This window comes from Tardibacter chloracetimidivorans (assembly GCF_001890385.1).
GTDB classification, from domain to species: domain Bacteria; phylum Pseudomonadota; class Alphaproteobacteria; order Sphingomonadales; family Sphingomonadaceae; genus Tardibacter; species Tardibacter chloracetimidivorans.
Window position 1 is genome coordinate 1103195 of sequence record NZ_CP018221.1, and the last position, 15640, is coordinate 1118834.

Annotated in this window: 20 protein-coding genes; all 20 read right to left on the reverse strand. The window is 63.7% G+C overall.

The features are described from left to right. Positions 1 to 4: 4 nt before the first annotated feature. The gene (locus tag BSL82_RS05645; RefSeq protein ID WP_072596408.1) at positions 5 to 1810 is read right to left on the reverse strand and encodes a phage tail protein; all 1806 of its coding nucleotides are present in this window, start codon (positions 1808 to 1810) and stop codon (positions 5 to 7) included. Further along, positions 1807 to 2205: a DUF6950 family protein gene (locus BSL82_RS05650; protein ID WP_072596409.1), complete on the reverse strand. Its 399-nt coding sequence runs from the start codon at positions 2203 to 2205 to the stop codon at positions 1807 to 1809. The genes BSL82_RS05645 and BSL82_RS05650 overlap by 4 nt, the downstream gene beginning before the upstream one ends. Next, entirely contained in the window at positions 2206 to 2763 is a 558-nt protein-coding gene (locus BSL82_RS05655; RefSeq protein ID WP_072596410.1) for a hypothetical protein, read from the reverse strand. It abuts the gene before it with no gap. Then, positions 2760 to 3473, reverse strand: a complete 714-nt coding sequence (locus BSL82_RS05660) for a hypothetical protein (RefSeq protein WP_072596411.1) — start codon at positions 3471 to 3473, stop codon at positions 2760 to 2762. Before BSL82_RS05660 ends, BSL82_RS05655 begins: the two co-directional genes overlap by 4 nt. Before the next feature lie 21 nt (positions 3474 to 3494). After that, the gene (locus tag BSL82_RS05665; protein WP_072596412.1) at positions 3495 to 5045 is read right to left on the reverse strand and encodes a phage tail length tape measure family protein; all 1551 of its coding nucleotides are present in this window, start codon (positions 5043 to 5045) and stop codon (positions 3495 to 3497) included. Next, positions 5042 to 5314 (reverse strand): phage tail assembly protein T, encoded by a 273-nt coding sequence (locus BSL82_RS05670; RefSeq protein ID WP_072596413.1) that lies wholly within the window; start codon positions 5312 to 5314, stop codon positions 5042 to 5044. Before BSL82_RS05670 ends, BSL82_RS05665 begins: the two co-directional genes overlap by 4 nt. Positions 5315 to 5364: 50 nt before the next feature. Continuing rightward, positions 5365 to 5721: a phage tail assembly chaperone gene (locus BSL82_RS05675; RefSeq protein WP_072596414.1), complete on the reverse strand. Its 357-nt coding sequence runs from the start codon at positions 5719 to 5721 to the stop codon at positions 5365 to 5367. Beyond that, complete coding sequence (locus BSL82_RS05680) at positions 5721 to 6158, reverse strand: phage tail tube protein (protein ID WP_072596415.1); 438 nt, start codon at positions 6156 to 6158, stop codon at positions 5721 to 5723. Before BSL82_RS05680 ends, BSL82_RS05675 begins: the two co-directional genes overlap by 1 nt. 60 nt (positions 6159 to 6218) lie before the next feature. After that, a complete protein-coding gene (locus BSL82_RS05685) occupies positions 6219 to 6614 on the reverse strand; it encodes a DUF3168 domain-containing protein (protein WP_072596416.1) in 396 nt (131 codons plus the stop codon). Further along, a complete protein-coding gene (locus tag BSL82_RS05690; RefSeq protein WP_072596417.1) occupies positions 6614 to 7126 on the reverse strand; it encodes an HK97-gp10 family putative phage morphogenesis protein in 513 nt (170 codons plus the stop codon). The genes BSL82_RS05685 and BSL82_RS05690 overlap by 1 nt, the downstream gene beginning before the upstream one ends. Further along, positions 7126 to 7449, reverse strand: coding sequence for a phage head closure protein (locus tag BSL82_RS05695; protein ID WP_158010710.1), 324 nt, complete (start codon positions 7447 to 7449; stop codon positions 7126 to 7128). Before BSL82_RS05695 ends, BSL82_RS05690 begins: the two co-directional genes overlap by 1 nt. 6 nt (positions 7450 to 7455) lie before the next feature. Next, complete coding sequence (locus BSL82_RS05700; RefSeq protein ID WP_072596419.1) at positions 7456 to 7956, reverse strand: hypothetical protein; 501 nt, start codon at positions 7954 to 7956, stop codon at positions 7456 to 7458. Positions 7957 to 7972: 16 nt separating this feature from the next. Next, on the reverse strand, positions 7973 to 8518 hold the full coding sequence (locus BSL82_RS05705; RefSeq protein ID WP_072596420.1) for a head-tail connector protein: 546 nt from the start codon (positions 8516 to 8518) through the stop codon (positions 7973 to 7975). After that, on the reverse strand, positions 8515 to 8805 hold the full coding sequence (locus BSL82_RS05710) for a phage fiber-tail adaptor protein (RefSeq protein WP_072596421.1): 291 nt from the start codon (positions 8803 to 8805) through the stop codon (positions 8515 to 8517). Before BSL82_RS05710 ends, BSL82_RS05705 begins: the two co-directional genes overlap by 4 nt. After that, positions 8802 to 11312: a hypothetical protein gene (locus tag BSL82_RS05715; RefSeq protein ID WP_072596422.1), complete on the reverse strand. Its 2511-nt coding sequence runs from the start codon at positions 11310 to 11312 to the stop codon at positions 8802 to 8804. The genes BSL82_RS05710 and BSL82_RS05715 overlap by 4 nt, the downstream gene beginning before the upstream one ends. A gap of 15 nt (positions 11313 to 11327) precedes the next feature. Beyond that, positions 11328 to 11729 (reverse strand): hypothetical protein, encoded by a 402-nt coding sequence (locus BSL82_RS05720; RefSeq protein ID WP_072596423.1) that lies wholly within the window; start codon positions 11727 to 11729, stop codon positions 11328 to 11330. Positions 11730 to 11790: 61 nt separating this feature from the next. Continuing rightward, complete coding sequence (locus BSL82_RS05725) at positions 11791 to 12228, reverse strand: hypothetical protein (protein WP_072596424.1); 438 nt, start codon at positions 12226 to 12228, stop codon at positions 11791 to 11793. A gap of 74 nt (positions 12229 to 12302) precedes the next feature. Then, on the reverse strand, positions 12303 to 13589 hold the full coding sequence (locus tag BSL82_RS05730; protein WP_072596425.1) for a phage major capsid protein: 1287 nt from the start codon (positions 13587 to 13589) through the stop codon (positions 12303 to 12305). Positions 13590 to 13601: 12 nt separating this feature from the next. Continuing rightward, positions 13602 to 14444, reverse strand: coding sequence for a head maturation protease, ClpP-related (locus BSL82_RS05735; RefSeq protein WP_072596426.1), 843 nt, complete (start codon positions 14442 to 14444; stop codon positions 13602 to 13604). Next, on the reverse strand, positions 14422 to 15606 hold the full coding sequence (locus tag BSL82_RS05740; RefSeq protein ID WP_226998641.1) for a phage portal protein: 1185 nt from the start codon (positions 15604 to 15606) through the stop codon (positions 14422 to 14424). Before BSL82_RS05740 ends, BSL82_RS05735 begins: the two co-directional genes overlap by 23 nt. Between the last annotated feature and the right edge of the window lie 34 nt (positions 15607 to 15640).

Genomic DNA, 15640 nt, shown 5'->3' on the forward strand with positions numbered 1-15640 from the left:
CCGGTCAGATCAGGTCTGTCGTGTCGCTCACTGGCCCTGCCACCGGCGAAAGTGTCCCGTTCAGGTTCACCGCCCGCGCCCAGAAATAATAGGTCGTGTCGTTGTCCAGCCCGCCGACGGAGGTGGCCACCGGCCCCAGCGCATAGCCCGTGCCGGTCGCGCCGACCGTGGCCGTCCCTATGTCTGCCGTTTCGCTGTAGAGCACCTGCCAGCCGATCGCGTTCGTCGCCGGCATCGTGAAGCTGATATCGATCGAGCTGGTGCTGGTCGATCCGGTCGCAAGGCTGGTGGGCGCCGCGCCAGCACCGATCTGCCAGGCTATCGGCTGAGACAGGCCTTCCGAGGCGACCGGCAGGTCCTGCTCGTCGACGGCGGGCGTCCAGTCATACCAGTCCGCCTGTTCCTCGCGCAGCTGGAGCTGCACGGAAAAATCAGAGCCCAGCATCCAGCCCGTCACCTGCCAGGTGTAGTTTGAAAGCCCGTAGCGCGTCGTCGCCAGCTGCACATTGTCCAGCGTCTCGATCTTCAGCCCGGCCAGGTTCATCGGCCATGTCACCGCGCGTTCGGCCGCCGTCCTGTTCAACAGGATCTTCGCTATGCGCTGACAGGCGGTGTAGCTTTTGGTGAATGGCAGGTCGATGTCGACGGACTTGAGATCATCCCCGCTGGCCAGCGCGATCGTCGGGAAATCTGTCGCCTGATATTTCTGGCGCGGGTCGTTGAATGTCCCACGCGCTTCATTTGCGATCCTGTCGCCTTGCAGCAGCGCGGTGATGTTGATGTTGCGGACCAGATCGTCTTCCGACAGCGCGTCCGCGTTGGGCGTCCGGAACGCGCCGGCATAGGCCTTGTAGATGCCGCCCGCATAGGTGAACGAGCCCGCCATCGCCATCACCAGCACGTCGCGCGTGTTATCCGGTGCAGCGCCGGTCTGGATCAGCCCGTCGACTGAATAGCGCGGCTCGGTTCCGCCCGCCTTGAGAGGCACCGCTTCGTCGCAGATGTTCGCCTGCGCGGCGACGAAATCCCAGTCCACCTCTTCGTCGGCATCCGCGCCAAAGCCGCCATCGGCGCGCGGCAGGCACAGCCAGTCGTAAAAGCACAGCGCCGCATTGCTGGAATAGCCGGTCGATCCGTCGCGCGGGTCGTAGATGTCGCGCTTGCCCTCGATCTCGCAGGTCATGTTCGGCATGCCGTTGACGATCAGGTCGTCGGTCAGCTCGAACTTGAGATAGAGCTTGGCGATCCCGCGCCCGCGATGGTCCGTGGTCCACTTGCCCGCGCATTCCGAAACGAAAGTCGCATTGGCGGTCGCGTCGTCATCGCCAAGATCGGGCCATATCCACGCGCCGTTCGCATATTTGCCCGTCGTCACCATGCCCGACCCGTCGAGCGTCACCTCTTCATCGTTCAGCCAGTATTTGGTGACGGCATTGATCGGGTGGCCTGCAATCGTGACGACGAAATAGCGATATTCGTCTGAAGACTGGACGGCGTGATAGAAGTTGATCAGCCCGCCGACCCGCGCCTTGCCATAGACGATCTGCGTATTGCCCAGCGTCTGCCGGTATGTCGTCGGCGCAGCCCCTTGCGAATTGGGCGTCGGCGCCAGTTGCTTGTTGAGCAGGTTGACGGCGGAGAGCGATCCATAGGCGACCAGCGCCGTCCCCAGCGCGCTGACTGCGGCGACCGCCGCGAACGAAGTCCCGATCGTCGCCAGGATTGCGCTGGAAATCGCCTGCCCCGCGCCGGGGATGACGTTCACCGCCACCGCCGTCGCGATGGCAAGCACCTTCACCGCCTTGCTCATTCGACGCTCCAGCTGCGCACGGCGGCCGACATCGGGAGAAAGACCAGCCCCCGGTCGAGCAGGAATGCGGCGCGCTCGCCCAGGCACACGCCCAGCGCCATGTCGCCGTCGGCCTCGACGATATCCCCCCGGCGGGCCATCAGGCGCGATCTCGGCTCCCCAAGCACCTTCGTCACGGCGCCGGCGAGCGACCGCACCCCTGCGTGGCGATAGAGCTCTGCCACCTCGCGCGCCGACCGCACCGGCAGGCCGATCAGCGGGCGAACATCGCGCCCGGCCACGGCTTCGACGACTTCGGCGGCAAAATCACCGCACGTCGCCTGCCAGCCGTGCTCCCGATCGCCCCAGGCGTCGAGCACCTGCTGCAGCCGCTTCTCCCAGCCGATGACGCGCATTCAGGCCTTGCCCCACAGGATCGAGACTTCAACCATCTGCGTCAGATATTCAAAGAACCTGTCGCCCGGAAACCGCCGCCGCTGCTCCTGGTCGGTATAGCGGCGGATTCGCGGCCTGCCCTGGTCCCGCATCCGGCTTTCCGCCGTGATCGTGATCGCCAGCGTGTCGCCGTCCTGCACCTCGACGCTGTCCACCCGCCCCTTCCAGAGCAGCTTCGGCCCCGCCGCGACCGTCTTGAACGCTTCATCGAGCGCGCCGACGTAGAGCGAAAAACCCTTGCCCCGATAGTCCTGCTCCATGAGGTCGGCCTCGAACGACGGATCGATGCCCGACAGGGTGACGGAAACGCCTGTCGCCGCGCCGTCGGCGTCTTCCCCGATCCCGCTGACGGTCCCGAGCGCGCCGGTGCCCAGCCATGTGTGCCCGCCAAAGCTCAGCTCGCCGATCCCCGTCCACGCGCGGATCGGGTCATCGAGCGCGAGCTCGACCGCGAAGAACGGGTTGAGCGATGGCTTTACGACTTCTCTGGAAAGCGCCGTCCCGAGATCGCGGCTCATGTCAGCACCTCGATAAAATCCAGCTCGAAACTGGCGATCCCGGAAACATCGGTCGGATTCTGCCCTGCATCGTCCGACGTCAGCCGAAACGTGCCCCGCACCTTTTCAAAGCTGACGGCGCTTGCCGCAGCCACCGCAGCCGCCGGCGGCGCGAACGTCAGGACCAGATTGCCGTCGATATCGGCCGCCGGAACATCGGTGATCATGTGCGGGCGGCCGTCGCCGACGTCCACATAATCGCCGACCAGGTTGGGCCTGGTGCCCGGCCAGATGCCGGACAAGGCGATCTGCGTCGATCCGGCCGATATCGCCGAATTGGATGGCGCGCCCACCGGCGTGACGATGAAGCCGGTGTCGTCGTCGAATCCGGTGCCGTCGTCGAAGAAGGTTTCGGCGATCGTCGCCGCATAATCATCGAACGCCAGCTGAGGGGTTCCGCGCCCGGAGCGCCGGAAATCGTAGATCGCCACCGTTTTCTGCGGCCCCTTGATCTGCAGCAGCAGCGCTTCGATCTTCGCGCCCACCTCGTGCGACCGCGTCACCCCGCCCGCGCCGCCCCGGAACGACATCTTGCAGATCCAGCGCGGGGCCGATCGGCCAAGCACCTGCTGCTGCCGGGTGAACGGGCTTTCGTGAACAATGGTGTTGTGCTGATGGTAGAATGACATCGCATGGGGCACGAGATCATCCGGCCAGGTGAAATCAGCCATTCACTTGCTCCGCGCTTTCGATCACGACCGCCACGGGCCCCTGCGCGCCTGGGCCTCTTTCACTCCGGCAATCGCCGACTGGCGGGCATAGACCGCCATTTGCGCCACCTCTTCCCGGGTCGCCGCATTGCCCGCGAAATTCGGCGCGATCGTCTGCATGACGGTCACGTTGCCGCCCCCATAGTTGTCGTTCATCGCCTTCAGGGCATGAGCGGGAATGATGCTCGCGGGCCCCTTGATCAATTCCGGCCCGCGCTCACCCGCGATGCCCCATTTGCCCGCCCCGAGCGTACCTCCATCAGCGAAGAACCCGCCGAATGTACTGGCCAGGAATCCACCAACGCCGCTGCTGCCATTGGCCCCGCCGATCAGGTTGAAGATGCCGCTGGAAAGCGCCTCTGCCGCCGCACGTTTGAAGCTGTTGACCAGCACGTCGCCAAGACTCTTGCCGTCGACCAGCGCATCCGCAAGTCCATCGGACAGCCCCTGATTGAAGGACTCCGCACTCTTGTTCAGTTCATCGAAACGTCGCCCGGTCGCCTCGGTAAATTCGCCAATGGCGCGCTGCGCGTCATCCGCCATCTTTTGGAAAAGATCGCCGCCATAAACGTCGGTCAGTTTGGTTTCGGAGAGGCGTTCGATGGTGTCGGCCACCGCCCCGGCGCGCTGGCCGTCAAGGGATGCCTGAAATGCATAATCTTTCAGCGCCTCGCGCTCTGCGCGCTCGCGTTCGGCTTTCGCACGCCGCGCGGCGGCGGACTCCCGCTTGGACAGCTGCTCGTCGGTACGCTTCAGATCATCGTCGACTTTGCGATTGTGAACCCGGATCTGGGTGTCGAGCTGCAAGCGTGAGCCAGCGATTGCGCCGCGCACCTTGGCAATCTGTTCTTCCGCGCGCGCGACGGCCACGTCCGCCGCATCTACGGCGCCAAAGCCTCCAAGATTGGCCGACCGACCGCCAACGGCCCCCTCCAACGCGGACTGGCGACGCGCCTGGGCCAGTGCAAGTTCGGCCTCGGCAGCCTTCAGGGCTGATTCCGCATAGAGAATCTGCGCCTGTGCAGCATCAATGTTCTCGACGTGGCGGGTCTTGAGCGTGACCGCGTTCTTTTCCATGATCGCGTCGAGATTTTTAAGAACGTCGGTCAATGTCATCGACGCGGTGGAATGCGCGTCGGTGGCGTCCTTTGAATCCCATAGCTTGCTCGCCAGCACGGCTGTAACCGACCCCGCCGCCAGCAAGGCCGCTCCCCATGGGCCGGAAAAGAACGCCGCGAGCCTCCCGACCGCCCCTTTTGCGCCGTCCATGGCGTTGGCCATCTGCGGAGCCTGTTGGGCAAGGATGAGGAACGGGCTTTGCCCACCGGCAAGCTGCGCGCCGATATCGGAAATCTGATAGCCCATCAGCCGCATGCGCTGCTGCGATTGCGCCGCCGCCCGGTCGACCCGCCGGAGCGAATCGTTGATGCGCCGCGATCCCCGCTCTGTCTCGGTCACCGCATTGCGCAGCGGGACGACGAACGACGAACTTTCCAACACCAATGAGGTGTGAAGACTGGCGGCTGTCGTCATGATTTCTCCACCATCCGGTCAAGGAACGCGGCGAGCGCCGCAGCTTCGGCCATCGGGTCTTGCTCGACGGGCGGTTCATAGGTTTTCAGGAAATCTTCAGGTCCAAGCTCCGGGCTGTCTTTGCCGCGATTTGCCGAATAGATCAGCGCCGCGAGCAGCCGGAACCCGTCGTCGATACGCCGCTGGCCGATCGGCTCCACGGCGTCATATGCCATCCACCGGACCAGTTCGGCGTGCGACAATGACGCCTCAAGCTGCGCGAGCGTCATCCCGAGATGACCGGCCAGCCTGAAGCGGAACCTGAGATCGGAGCGGCGGGCTATTCCCCCGCTGCTTTGTCCACTTCACCCGGGCCGATCCGGTTCAGTTCGGTGATGGCCGAATAAACCCGGTCCAGCGCCGCGCCGGATTTCGCGCCCAAGGCTTCCACGTCGTCGAGCGAGAACAGCTGCACGCCCTTCTCGTCAACTATTCCCGCAGCTGCGTACATGGCCCGCAGGTTCAGCGGCTCATCCGAATTGTCTTTTCGGGCATCATGAAGCGCCGCATCGATCGCATCCCGGTCCCTTGCCATAAGGCTGCGAACCCGCACTGTGCCGCCCCATTCCGGTACGGGCACATCCTTCGTCGGCAAATCATCCGCGCTCAGGATGGCGTTACGAGTGAGCAGCGCCATTATGCCACCGTCTTCGTGACATCGCCCGACACGCGTAGCGTCACGGTCGCGGTGATCGCGGCATTAGTCGCGGACGAAGGGGTGAACGACTTGACGAACGCGGCAAATTCATAGGTCGTGCTGAACGGTGCTGGAAGCACGACCTGGAAATTGTGCAGTTCGCCGTCGCCGACATAGGATTCAAGCGCCGCCTGCTGCGCATGATAGCCATTGCCGGCCGCCGCCTTCTTCAGGACCAGCTGGAAGCTGAATTCGCCGGCATCGCCGAGGCCCGCGATATATTCCTTCGCCGTGCTGTCGAGGTCCGTCACCTCGTGATCGTCCAGCACGACCGCAGGGACGGTGATGTTCTGGACGCCGGGTATCGCGGTGAAAACTTCCGTCGGCGTAGAACCGTCGCCGAGCTTGAGAAGGGTGCCTTTGGACAGGAGCGCCATGTCATTTCTCCATGAAAAAGCCCGCCGAAGCGGGCCGTGTTGATCGCATTGCCGACATCGTCAGACGTTCATCGTCACCGTGAAATCGGTCGTGCGCCGATACAGAATCGGCGACACGTCCGCGTCGTAATCGTCAAAGCCGCCGGCGATCGTGACATGCGCAATCGCCACGCCCCCGACGGTGCCGGTAAAATCATCGAGCGCGGCGCGGACCTGATCGCCGACCTGCCTGGCCGTGATCGCCGTTTCCGCCCAGGCATCAACCTGAACCCGCACCTCCACCAGATCGCCGACGCCATCCAGATCGGGAACCTGGTCGATCGGCGCGGCCTCGGAATGGACCACATACGGCGTCCCAGCGCCGTCAGCCGCGCGCGACGGGTATATTCTGGACCCAACCAGCGCCGACAGCCCGGCATAGCCTGAGAGGCGCTGGAAAATGGCGTCTGCGAGCATCACGCCCCCTTCACCTTCGCGCCCTTGATCCTGCGGGCGGCTCTCCTGATGCCTTTGTTCAGTTCCTCTACCTGCACGTCGATCGCGCCTTGCACGTTCGCGTCGAACGTCGGGCGCATCCATGGCCGCGCCGCCATTTTGATCGTGCCGTATTCGACGAGCAGGCCCCACCAGGCTTTGCCCACCGTCACGAGATGAACAATGCTGCCCTCTTTACGCGCCTTTCGCCGGGATGCGCGGAGATTATCCTGAAGGTGCCCGTAGTCAGCGGTCTGTACCGAGCCGTCCTTGCGTCGCCACGATTTGCGGGTCGAACCAGTGCTGCGCGGCGCGGCCTGCTTCATCTTGTCGCGCATCATGACCGCCGCCTTGCGGTTTGCAGAAACGCCGATCTTGGTCGCAACCTCGGCCCCCAGCTCCTCAAGCGCCGCTTTCAGCTCCGGAACCCCCTGAAGCTCTGTGCGCGTCGCCTGCGTAAATGACCGCGGACCACCCTGATGGCGGCGCGCCATTACGCCACCCGCGCGAACAGGTTGAGGCCCTGCCTGCGCCCATATTCCGCGACGCCGGTGATGACATACTGCACCCCGGCGCACTCCACCCGCATGTCCGTCGTCACGTCCTCGCGATACCGGATCAGGAACTTCAGCTCGGCCGTGGCCGTGGTCGCTGACGCCCGGTCGACTTCCTTCGCCGATAGCTGCCATTTCGCCGCCCAGACCGTCGCGAGCGTGAACCACGCCTGCGTCACTTCGCCGTTGTCCGGATCCTGCGACGACGTGAACGACAACAGCTTGATGCGGCGGTCAAGCCAGCCCGGGTTGAACGCCGCCATCATGGCTTAAACTTCGCCGAGAATGACGATCGTGCCGCCCACAGCCGATCCCGACGAGCTGTTCGCCAGCTTGATCAGATCGACGGTGCCGGCGGTGACCGCCCAGCCCGCGGCCGATGGATTCGACAGCAGGACGCAGCCGCCGGGCGGAACGGTCAGCGATTCCGTCGCCGCGCCGAAAGGCCCGACAAAGCCGTTGGCCACATTCCCCAGGATCACGTTGTTCGTGTTTGCGGCGTCGGCAATCAGCAGGATTGCCTTGATCGCGGTGAACACCAAAGCATTGCCGTGCGCGTCTTCCAACGAGCCGGATAGATCGATGCTCAGCGTGCCCGATGCCTCGATGCTGAAATCATCAATGTAGACCCCGTTCGCCTGCCCCGCGCCCGTGCCGTCGGTGAACAGCTTGGACAAGCCTTCGTTGAATGGCTGGACAGCATCTCCACCATCGCGCGCCGAGGTGAGCGCGCCTTCGATACCGGCGAAAACATTTGCAGAAACCGTCATGGCAAAAACTCCCTGATTAAAGCCATCGCACCCTCAGCCGCGTCATCATCGACGTGTAGCCTTCCGAAACCGCGCCGATCGGATTGTCGAACCAGAACGCCGCCAGCTGCACGATCGCCCGTCGCGCAATTTCGCTGATCGGGCTCTCGCCTGCGGTGAAGGCGATGCGCACCTGCCCGTCATCGCCAAGCGTCGGCCAGCTTTTGCCCGCCGCCAGGGTGATCCGGGTAAGGCCGTGGCGCTGGCGCACCAGATAATCGTCGGTGGCGAGCGTCTGCTCCACGCCGTCGGCATCGTCGTACTTGACCGACGTCACCGCCGTGACCGGCGCGCGAGGGATGGTCAGCTCGCCCGCGCAACTCGGCCAGGCGTCAATCGTCCAGCGCAGCGTGCGTGATCCGAACAGCCGGCCCGTGTCGCTCTCCAGCATTTCTCGCGCAGCCAGCAGGTGCCCCGCCAGCAACGGGTCCGCGTCGGTCGTGTCCATCCGCAGCATCGCAGCGGCCTCATCAACCGAAATGGTATCGGTGGGAGCCGTCAGCTGCACCAGCTCCTCGTTCATGACACCTCCGCGCGTGTCGCCCCGATGCGCACGCTGATCGACCGTGAATCCGCATAGCCAAGCGCCGTCACGACTGTGTTGGTCAGCCGGTACATCACCCCCTCGATCCCGCCCGAAATGACGGCGGTTGCGACGGTGTCGGTTTTCTCATGGCTGTCTACCACCAGGCCGCCATCCTCCGCCGGGGCCACGGCCCAGCTCGCGGTCTGGATCGAATCTCCCTCCGCCAGCGCGTCCGTCCAGTCGATCTCGACCGGCAGCACCGCCAGCGCGTCCTTCAGCTTCATGCCGCCATCCTCCAGTTCCGGCGGACCCGCCAGCGCCAGCCCGGCACAGGCGGCGGCGAGGATGGCCCGGCGCCAACCGCCGCCAGAGCCATCGGCGACAGACTGATCGACGAAAGACCCCTGATTGGTGCTGACCCCGACGACACCAGCACCGGCGGGGCGAGCTGCACGCTGGCCGCGCCAGCGATGCCGCCCGCGCTTGCCCCCGACACCTCTATCGGCGCGAACGTGATGGCGAGCGCACCCTGAACCCTCACAGAGCCGGTGCCGACCGCCGCCAGGGCACCCGGCGTGATCGATGCTGCGCCGCTGACCGGCACGTTGCCGCTGCCGGTGACGACCGGCCCGCCCATGTCGATCGATGCCGCGCCCTGGGCAGGTTGAACCCCCGATGCCGCGATCTCCATTGCGCTCATCGAGATTGTGGCTGAACCGTCAACGGTGGATCCACCGGCCCCCGACGCCGTCATGGCCTCCATGGTGACCGCCGCCGACCCTGAATAAGCGACCAGCGCCGCCACCGCATCGATCGTCGGTGCGATCTGCCGCCCGTTCGTGATGCCGTCGCCGTCGACATGATCGTCATAGATCATGTTCTGATCGGCCGTCGTCCCACTGGGGTCAGGATGACCCAGCGCATATACGTCCACGACGACATTGCCGGGATCGCTCGCGAGCTTCAGCGTGATCGTATCGGTGCCGACCGTGATCGGCGTCGATCCGTCCAGCGACAGCGCACCGCTGAGCGCGCCTTCCGGATACACCACAAAGCGCGGCGCGGGCGATCCGACCGACACCAGCGCGCTTGCACCGCTGGGCAATGCCACCGACAGCACGATATCCGTGCTGCCTGGCGCACGCCGCGCGCCAGTGATCGCCGGTCCCTCGTTGCTACCCGACAGGCCCAGGCCCGGCAGTGCCGCACGGTGGAAATGATGGGCCAGCGTGATGTTGCCTGGCTGCCCCTGATGCACGGCATCTTCCAGTGTCACGTCATGCGGCTCGACATATTGGCCGCCGTTGACGGTCGCCCAATGCCTCCCCGCTCGCCGTATCTCATGGATCTGCGCGATCGTTCCCGCCGCGCCCGAGGTGCGGGTGGCCATGGTGCAGACAATGGTATCGAAGGCGGAGCCAAGCACGGCATTATGGGCGGCCGCATCCGCCACGATCGCGTCCAGATTGCTCTCGAACGCCGCCTGGCTGACGCCATCCCCGGCGTCATTGCCGCCCTGGTGGATCATCCATGTCTCAAAGCCGCCGACCGCATCCCACACGCCGCGCAGCTGGTTGTTCAGCGTGGTGTCCGGCAGCCAGTCTCCTGTCGCGGTCGAGCCTTGCGAATGGCCGGTCATGGCGCAGTTGACGCCCGACGCGGCCACCTGTCGCCGCAGGAATTCAGAGGCGAAGGCGCTGCCCCAATTCCCGCCGTCCGCCGGGGCCTCCCATGCGGGCGTCGTGACGCTGATGCCGGTTTCGCCGCACCGCGCATAGATCGAGCAATAGGGGCTGATCGTCACGCCAAGGCTGGCGTTCGTGCCCGTATATGCAGGCATCTTGCCGAACTGGCGCGCGGCCTGGCTCTGCCCTTGCAGCGAGATAATCCGCCCGACCATGACACGCGACGTGCCAAGCACGATCTGGCCGGTGTCGTCGTCCGGCATCAGGTCCAGATAATACCATCCGGTTGCCGCCGGAACATCCGGGCAGCTGATCGTTGCCGCACCCACCGAAAGCGCGCCGCTATGGGCAACGGTCCAATCCTGCACCACCGGATTGCCGCCCGTCTCCGCGTCGCGCAGCCGGTATTTGACGCTGGACGTGATCGGGGCATTGACGGTGACCGGAACGGGCACGGTGCCAATGCCCTTGCCGTTCTCCCCGCCGGTCTTCGTCGACCGCTGAAAGATCCGCAGATCGGGCAGCTGCGGCATGATGAGCGTGGCCGATGCGTAATCGGTGACCGTCAGATTATCCCAGTGATAACCCGTCGAATCGGTGGGCGCTCCGCCCGAATTGCGGAAGCCGACCTTTCCGGCATCGGTAATGGTGTTGGCCGTTGTCGAACATTTGAGAACGTCATCGACGTACAGCCGCTTGGTGCCGTTCCGGACCTCCAACCTCAGGTGATAGGTAGTACCTGCCACCAGCGTAAAGGCCGACGAATTGTTGTTCGCGAACGAACCGTCGACCGTGTGGCCTATCGTCCAGCCAGAGCCGTTCAGCCACCCGAAAACGACGTAGGTATTGCTGCTCTGGATGCGGGCCGCGATGAAGGTGCTTTGCGATATCGTGGTGTGAACGTAGAAATCGACTTCGATATCGTATTCTGCACCGGCGGGCGTCCAGTTCGACTGAACAACGGCCGTGGTAGTGTTGGCCCTGATGCGGTTGCTGCGGACAACGAAATTGCCGGTCAGCGCCGTCCATGATTCGCCGCTGTCGGCGGTCAGCGCCGTCAGCAGCGTACCATCGGCCGCCGTGAAGGTAGCGTTAAGCGCAGCCACGGGCTTCAGATCCTATCAGGCGCCGGGTTCGGTAAGGGTAAAGCCGGTGATCTCAACAGGCTGCCCCAGGGCGATGTTGGTGTTGTTCAGCGTCAGTTCCCCGCCGGCGCCCGTCGCGGTGATCGTCCCCTGGGCATGGCAGGTGGTGCCATCGGAAGCATAGATGCGGAAGTGGGCCGCAACGCCGGCGGCGTCCGCCTCCGCGTCTTCCCATGTGCCGGATTTGGCCTTCGTGCCACCGGAAGCCGCAGCCATCCAGTCCGAAGGCAGGTTCAGCGTCGCCAGCACCGTGCCGCTGTCGGCCGCCGCACAGCTGGCAGGGGCAGCGCCGGTCCTGATCTTCAGGATCGCGTCCGCGCCAATGGCGGATTCGAACGCATCCAGGCGCGCATTGCGCACCGACACCGATAGCTGCATGTCAAAACCTCATGATATGAAAAGGGCCGCCCCGAAGGACGGCCCTTTACCTGCTAAATCTTCAAGCCTGCGCGGCTTCCGGCTGATTGAAGCCATGCCCCTTGATCACATTGGCCGCGATCGGCGTGCCCGCGCCGTGCGTGCCACTGAAGTCCGCCAGCAGCTTCAGGTATCGCTTTCCACCCTTGTAGCCGAAGCGATAGACCGCCGCCGCCGCATGGGCCGCGACCAGCGACTTGATGATGCCGGCGCCGGCGACCGTCACGCCGAGCATGTCATCCGTGGTGACATCGCTATATGCGCTGTCGTCATCGGAATGCGTCAGCTTGAACTCGATCTTGTTCGTGCCCGAAAACGTGATGCCGCCGATGCCAATCGAAAGCACGATCTCAGCAGCGTTGTAGCCCTGAAGATCGATTGCCGCAGGTGTGTTGTCGGCGGCCAGCACCACCGCGCCGATGGCCGAAACCACCGTGATATCGGAATGAATGTCCCGCATGGGATGATCCTTTCAAAAGAAAGGCGGAAAGCTGAAGCCTCCCGCCACATTTCGGATTGTAAATGGCGCGCCGACTAGCTGGCGGCGACCTTCAGCAGCTTGATCGCCTCGAAATTGACTACCGCACCACCCACGCGCTTCGTGGTGTAGAACAGCACGTTCGGCTTCGAGGTGTACGGATCGCGCAGAACACGAATGCCGAGGCGATCGGTGATCAGATAGCCGCGCTGGAAATTGCCGAATGCAACAGCGAGAGCGCCGGCGCCCACCGCGGGCATATTGTCGTCGGTAACGACAGGCTTGCCGAGGATGGTGCCGAGTTCCGCCGTCGCGCTGGGCGGGGCCCAGATGAATGAACCGTTGGCATCCTTGAACTTCCGGATCTTGCCGAGAGTCGCGTCCGAGGTGATGAACGATGCGCCATTACGATAGCCCTGCTTGAGCGCGTAATAGAGATCGACCAGCGCATCCGCCGGATTGACCGACGCGGTAGGCGTCACAAAGTCCGCCGCCGCCCCTGTCGCGACATAGCCGATGTTGCCCCAGCTGTAGGACGCATTGGCGACCGTGGCATATTGCAGGATGCCGCGCGGCTTGTTGACGCCGTTGCCGTTAATGAAGGCATCGCCTTCCTGTTCAGCGAATTCGATCGACACTTCATCGGCTAGCCACTGCGCGATATCCATCACCGCGTCATCGAGCGATGTCTGAGTGGCTGCCGGGTTTGCATAAAGCTCGCCGGTGTTGATCAGGATCTCGCGCAGGGTCGGGGTATCGGTTTCGGCCCGGGCAGCTTCCTCGCCAACCCAGCCGGATGCCGCTCCGCCCATATTCACCAGCTTCTTATAGGTGCTGGTCGACACAGGGATGACACGCGAAACGCTTCGTACGGCTGAAACAGTTCCCAGCACGCGGTCGATGGTCGATTCCATCTCTTCCGGCACGAGATAGCCGCCGTCCGGATCCGATTGCGTGGTCAGCTTCGCGTTGACCTCGAGAGTGCGCATATCGGCGTCGACCGCGCGGTCGCCCTTGCGGAACCAGGTGTTGAACACCTTCGAGTGCTCAGCCTTGGCCGGATCAACATCGCCGTCTGAGCCGCCGACCTTCAGCGCGGCCAACGAGGCGTTCACCCCATCGAGCGACTTCTGAAGCGAGGTGATTTCAGCGTTGATGCGGTCGACCTTTTCGGTCTGAACGACATCGCTGAGCCTGGCGTTGATGTCGGCCAGCTCTTTCGTGCGCTCGGCCTTGAACGCCTCGAAGGTGGACTGAAGTTCATTGAGGATCTTGGTAGCCGCGCTGGCGTCGGCACGCACGCCGACGAGCCCGCGAGCCCGCAGGTTGAGATTGGCAGTCATATGGTGGCCTCCTTAGGACCGGATGGTTTCAATCAGCCGCTGAAAGGCGGCGGGTTCGAAGCCTGCATCACGCTCGGCGGAACGGCCTGCATCGCGCGGGGCCATCATTGCAGCGATCATTTCAGAGCGATCGTTGCGGGAGAAGCCGGCTCTTGCGAGCGCGGCCTCGGTCTGGCGGCGGGCCATCAGCCCGCGATCCATATTTTTCGCGTCACCGTCAGGCGCTTTGATGTCCGGTGCGACCGTATCGGCGAAGCCGTTTTTCACCGCATCGGACGGGCCCATGAACGTCTCGGCATCCATCAATTTAACAATTTCGGCCCGGGCCAGCCCGGTCCGCGCCTCGTAAATGTCCGCCAAGGCGTTGTCGAAACCGTCGAAAAGCTTGGCGGCTTCACGCATGTCGTGACGGTTTCCGATGACGGCGCCCCAGGCATTGTGAACCATCACGAACGTGCCAAGCCCCACGCGGATCTCGTCGCCCGCCATTGCGATGATCGAGGCGGCCGAAGCCGCCCAGCCCATGACGTTGACGGTAACTTTCGCCTCGTGCTCGCGCAGCATATTGTAGATCGCGATGCCTTCGAACATATCGCCGCCCGGCGAATTGATGTTCACCACGACGTCGTTCTTGCCGATGGAACGGAGCGCGGCGGACATGCGCTTGGTCGTGAACCCTCCGCCGGTCCACCAGTCCTCGCCGATCACATCGTATATCGAAATGCTGTTATCCTTGTCATCGGCTGCGGCCAGCGGCTTTTCAGCCCACTGTGCGAGCACGTCCGACGGCGCGTCCCACTGGAAATTCTGCGGACGGGCGAACGTCTTGGCTTCAGGCAGGTTGCGGATCGTCATCTGGCTTTTCCTGTTCTGATTTCCCGGCGGTATTGGGTGGCGGATAGAAGATGTCGCCGCCGTCGCGCGGGTTCATATCTTCCAGCGCGCGAATCTCGTTTGGCGACATCCAGCCCCATTGCAGCGCCTGCACATAGGCGGCGTTCCGTGTCTTGATGTCAGCCTGCGCCATCGCGGCGCGATTGAACTTGGCATATAGCGTGTCATCATCACGGATGAGGTCACAGGTGACCCCCTCCTCCCACATGGTGAGATGATCTTCGAGACAATAGGTGCGGAAGCCATTGGACTTCTGCTCTAGGCCGGTGCCCCAGTTCGAATCATTTCCCGAATTGTCGCCCATCATTGACGGCGGCACGCCGAAGAACATCGCAATATCGGAGCGCGAGAACTTGCGCGCCTCAATCCACTGCGCATCTTCGGCAGTCATCGATATTTCTTTATAGTCAAGCCCCTCCTCCAGGACCAGCGCCTTACCTTCTCGCGATCCGCCGGCGCGGTATTCCTCAAGTGATTCCCGCAGATTTTCTCGCGCTTGGGGAGTCAGCTGTTTGTCGACCTTCAGGACGCCGCTCGCCGTCGCGCCGTTCTTGAACACGATCGCGCCATGCCGTTCCATCGACAGCGCGAGGCCGATGCTTTCGCGCGCATAGGTGATCGGCGTCACGCCGCCAATGCCATCGAGCGTCAATCCGTACAGGTGCAGTATATCCGCCTGGCCGAACACCACCCGACGCCCATCCTTGCGCGTCCAGATATATTCGAGGCCCAGGTCATCCTTCTGCTTCACCTGCACGCGGTCGGGATGCAGCGGGATCAGCTCCTGCACCTTGTCACGCGACCAGACGATCATCGCGTAGGCATTCCCGCGCAGCAGGACGTGCGCCTGCATCATTCGCCGGAACTGCGCGGGCTTCTGCCAGCGGTTCGGTTTGCGCCTCAGCACCCGCCACAGATCGGTGTCGGATGCATCCTCCCTCGTCCGCTCATCGACCCGGCGCTTGATATGCAAGGGCAAGGTCGCCACGGCCCCCGAAATGATCCGAACACAGGCGTACACCGCCGCAACCGACATCGCCGTGTGGGCATTTACGATCTCGCCGGAGCCGGAAACCGCGCCGGCGCGCAACGCATCTTCAAGCTGCTGCGGCGTGGTGATCACGACGCCGCCGCCAGATGACTGGACCGATGCGCGA

Bases quoted from the DNA above. Each gene is read 5' to 3' on its own strand.
- BSL82_RS05735 (WP_072596426.1), bottom strand. From the start codon at position 14,444: ATGACGATCCGCAACCTGCCTGAAGCCAAGACGTTCGCCCGTCCGCAG.
- BSL82_RS05660 (WP_072596411.1), bottom strand. From the start codon at position 3,473: ATGGCTGATTTCACCTGGCCGGATGATCTCGTGCCCCATGCGATGTCA.
- BSL82_RS05725 (WP_072596424.1), bottom strand. From the start codon at position 12,228: ATGCGGGACATTCATTCCGATATCACGGTGGTTTCGGCCATCGGCGCG.
- BSL82_RS05685 (WP_072596416.1), bottom strand. From the start codon at position 6,614: ATGCTCGCAGACGCCATTTTCCAGCGCCTCTCAGGCTATGCCGGGCTG.
- BSL82_RS05720 (WP_072596423.1), bottom strand. From the start codon at position 11,729: ATGCAGCTATCGGTGTCGGTGCGCAATGCGCGCCTGGATGCGTTCGAA.
- BSL82_RS05730 (WP_072596425.1), bottom strand. From the start codon at position 13,589: ATGACTGCCAATCTCAACCTGCGGGCTCGCGGGCTCGTCGGCGTGCGT.
- BSL82_RS05700 (WP_072596419.1), bottom strand. From the start codon at position 7,956: ATGACGGTTTCTGCAAATGTTTTCGCCGGTATCGAAGGCGCGCTCACC.
- BSL82_RS05665 (WP_072596412.1), bottom strand. From the start codon at position 5,045: ATGACGACAGCCGCCAGTCTTCACACCTCATTGGTGTTGGAAAGTTCG.
- BSL82_RS05655 (WP_072596410.1), bottom strand. From the start codon at position 2,763: ATGAGCCGCGATCTCGGGACGGCGCTTTCCAGAGAAGTCGTAAAGCCA.
- BSL82_RS05690 (WP_072596417.1), bottom strand. From the start codon at position 7,126: ATGGCGCGCCGCCATCAGGGTGGTCCGCGGTCATTTACGCAGGCGACG.
- BSL82_RS05670 (WP_072596413.1), bottom strand. From the start codon at position 5,314: ATGACGCTCGCGCAGCTTGAGGCGTCATTGTCGCACGCCGAACTGGTC.
- BSL82_RS05695 (WP_158010710.1), bottom strand. From the start codon at position 7,449: ATGGCGGCGTTCAACCCGGGCTGGCTTGACCGCCGCATCAAGCTGTTG.
- BSL82_RS05680 (WP_072596415.1), bottom strand. From the start codon at position 6,158: ATGGCGCTCCTGTCCAAAGGCACCCTTCTCAAGCTCGGCGACGGTTCT.
- BSL82_RS05705 (WP_072596420.1), bottom strand. From the start codon at position 8,518: ATGAACGAGGAGCTGGTGCAGCTGACGGCTCCCACCGATACCATTTCG.
- BSL82_RS05710 (WP_072596421.1), bottom strand. From the start codon at position 8,805: ATGAAGCTGAAGGACGCGCTGGCGGTGCTGCCGGTCGAGATCGACTGG.
- BSL82_RS05645 (WP_072596408.1), bottom strand. From the start codon at position 1,810: ATGAGCAAGGCGGTGAAGGTGCTTGCCATCGCGACGGCGGTGGCGGTG.
- BSL82_RS05650 (WP_072596409.1), bottom strand. From the start codon at position 2,205: ATGCGCGTCATCGGCTGGGAGAAGCGGCTGCAGCAGGTGCTCGACGCC.
- BSL82_RS05675 (WP_072596414.1), bottom strand. From the start codon at position 5,721: ATGGCGCTGCTCACTCGTAACGCCATCCTGAGCGCGGATGATTTGCCG.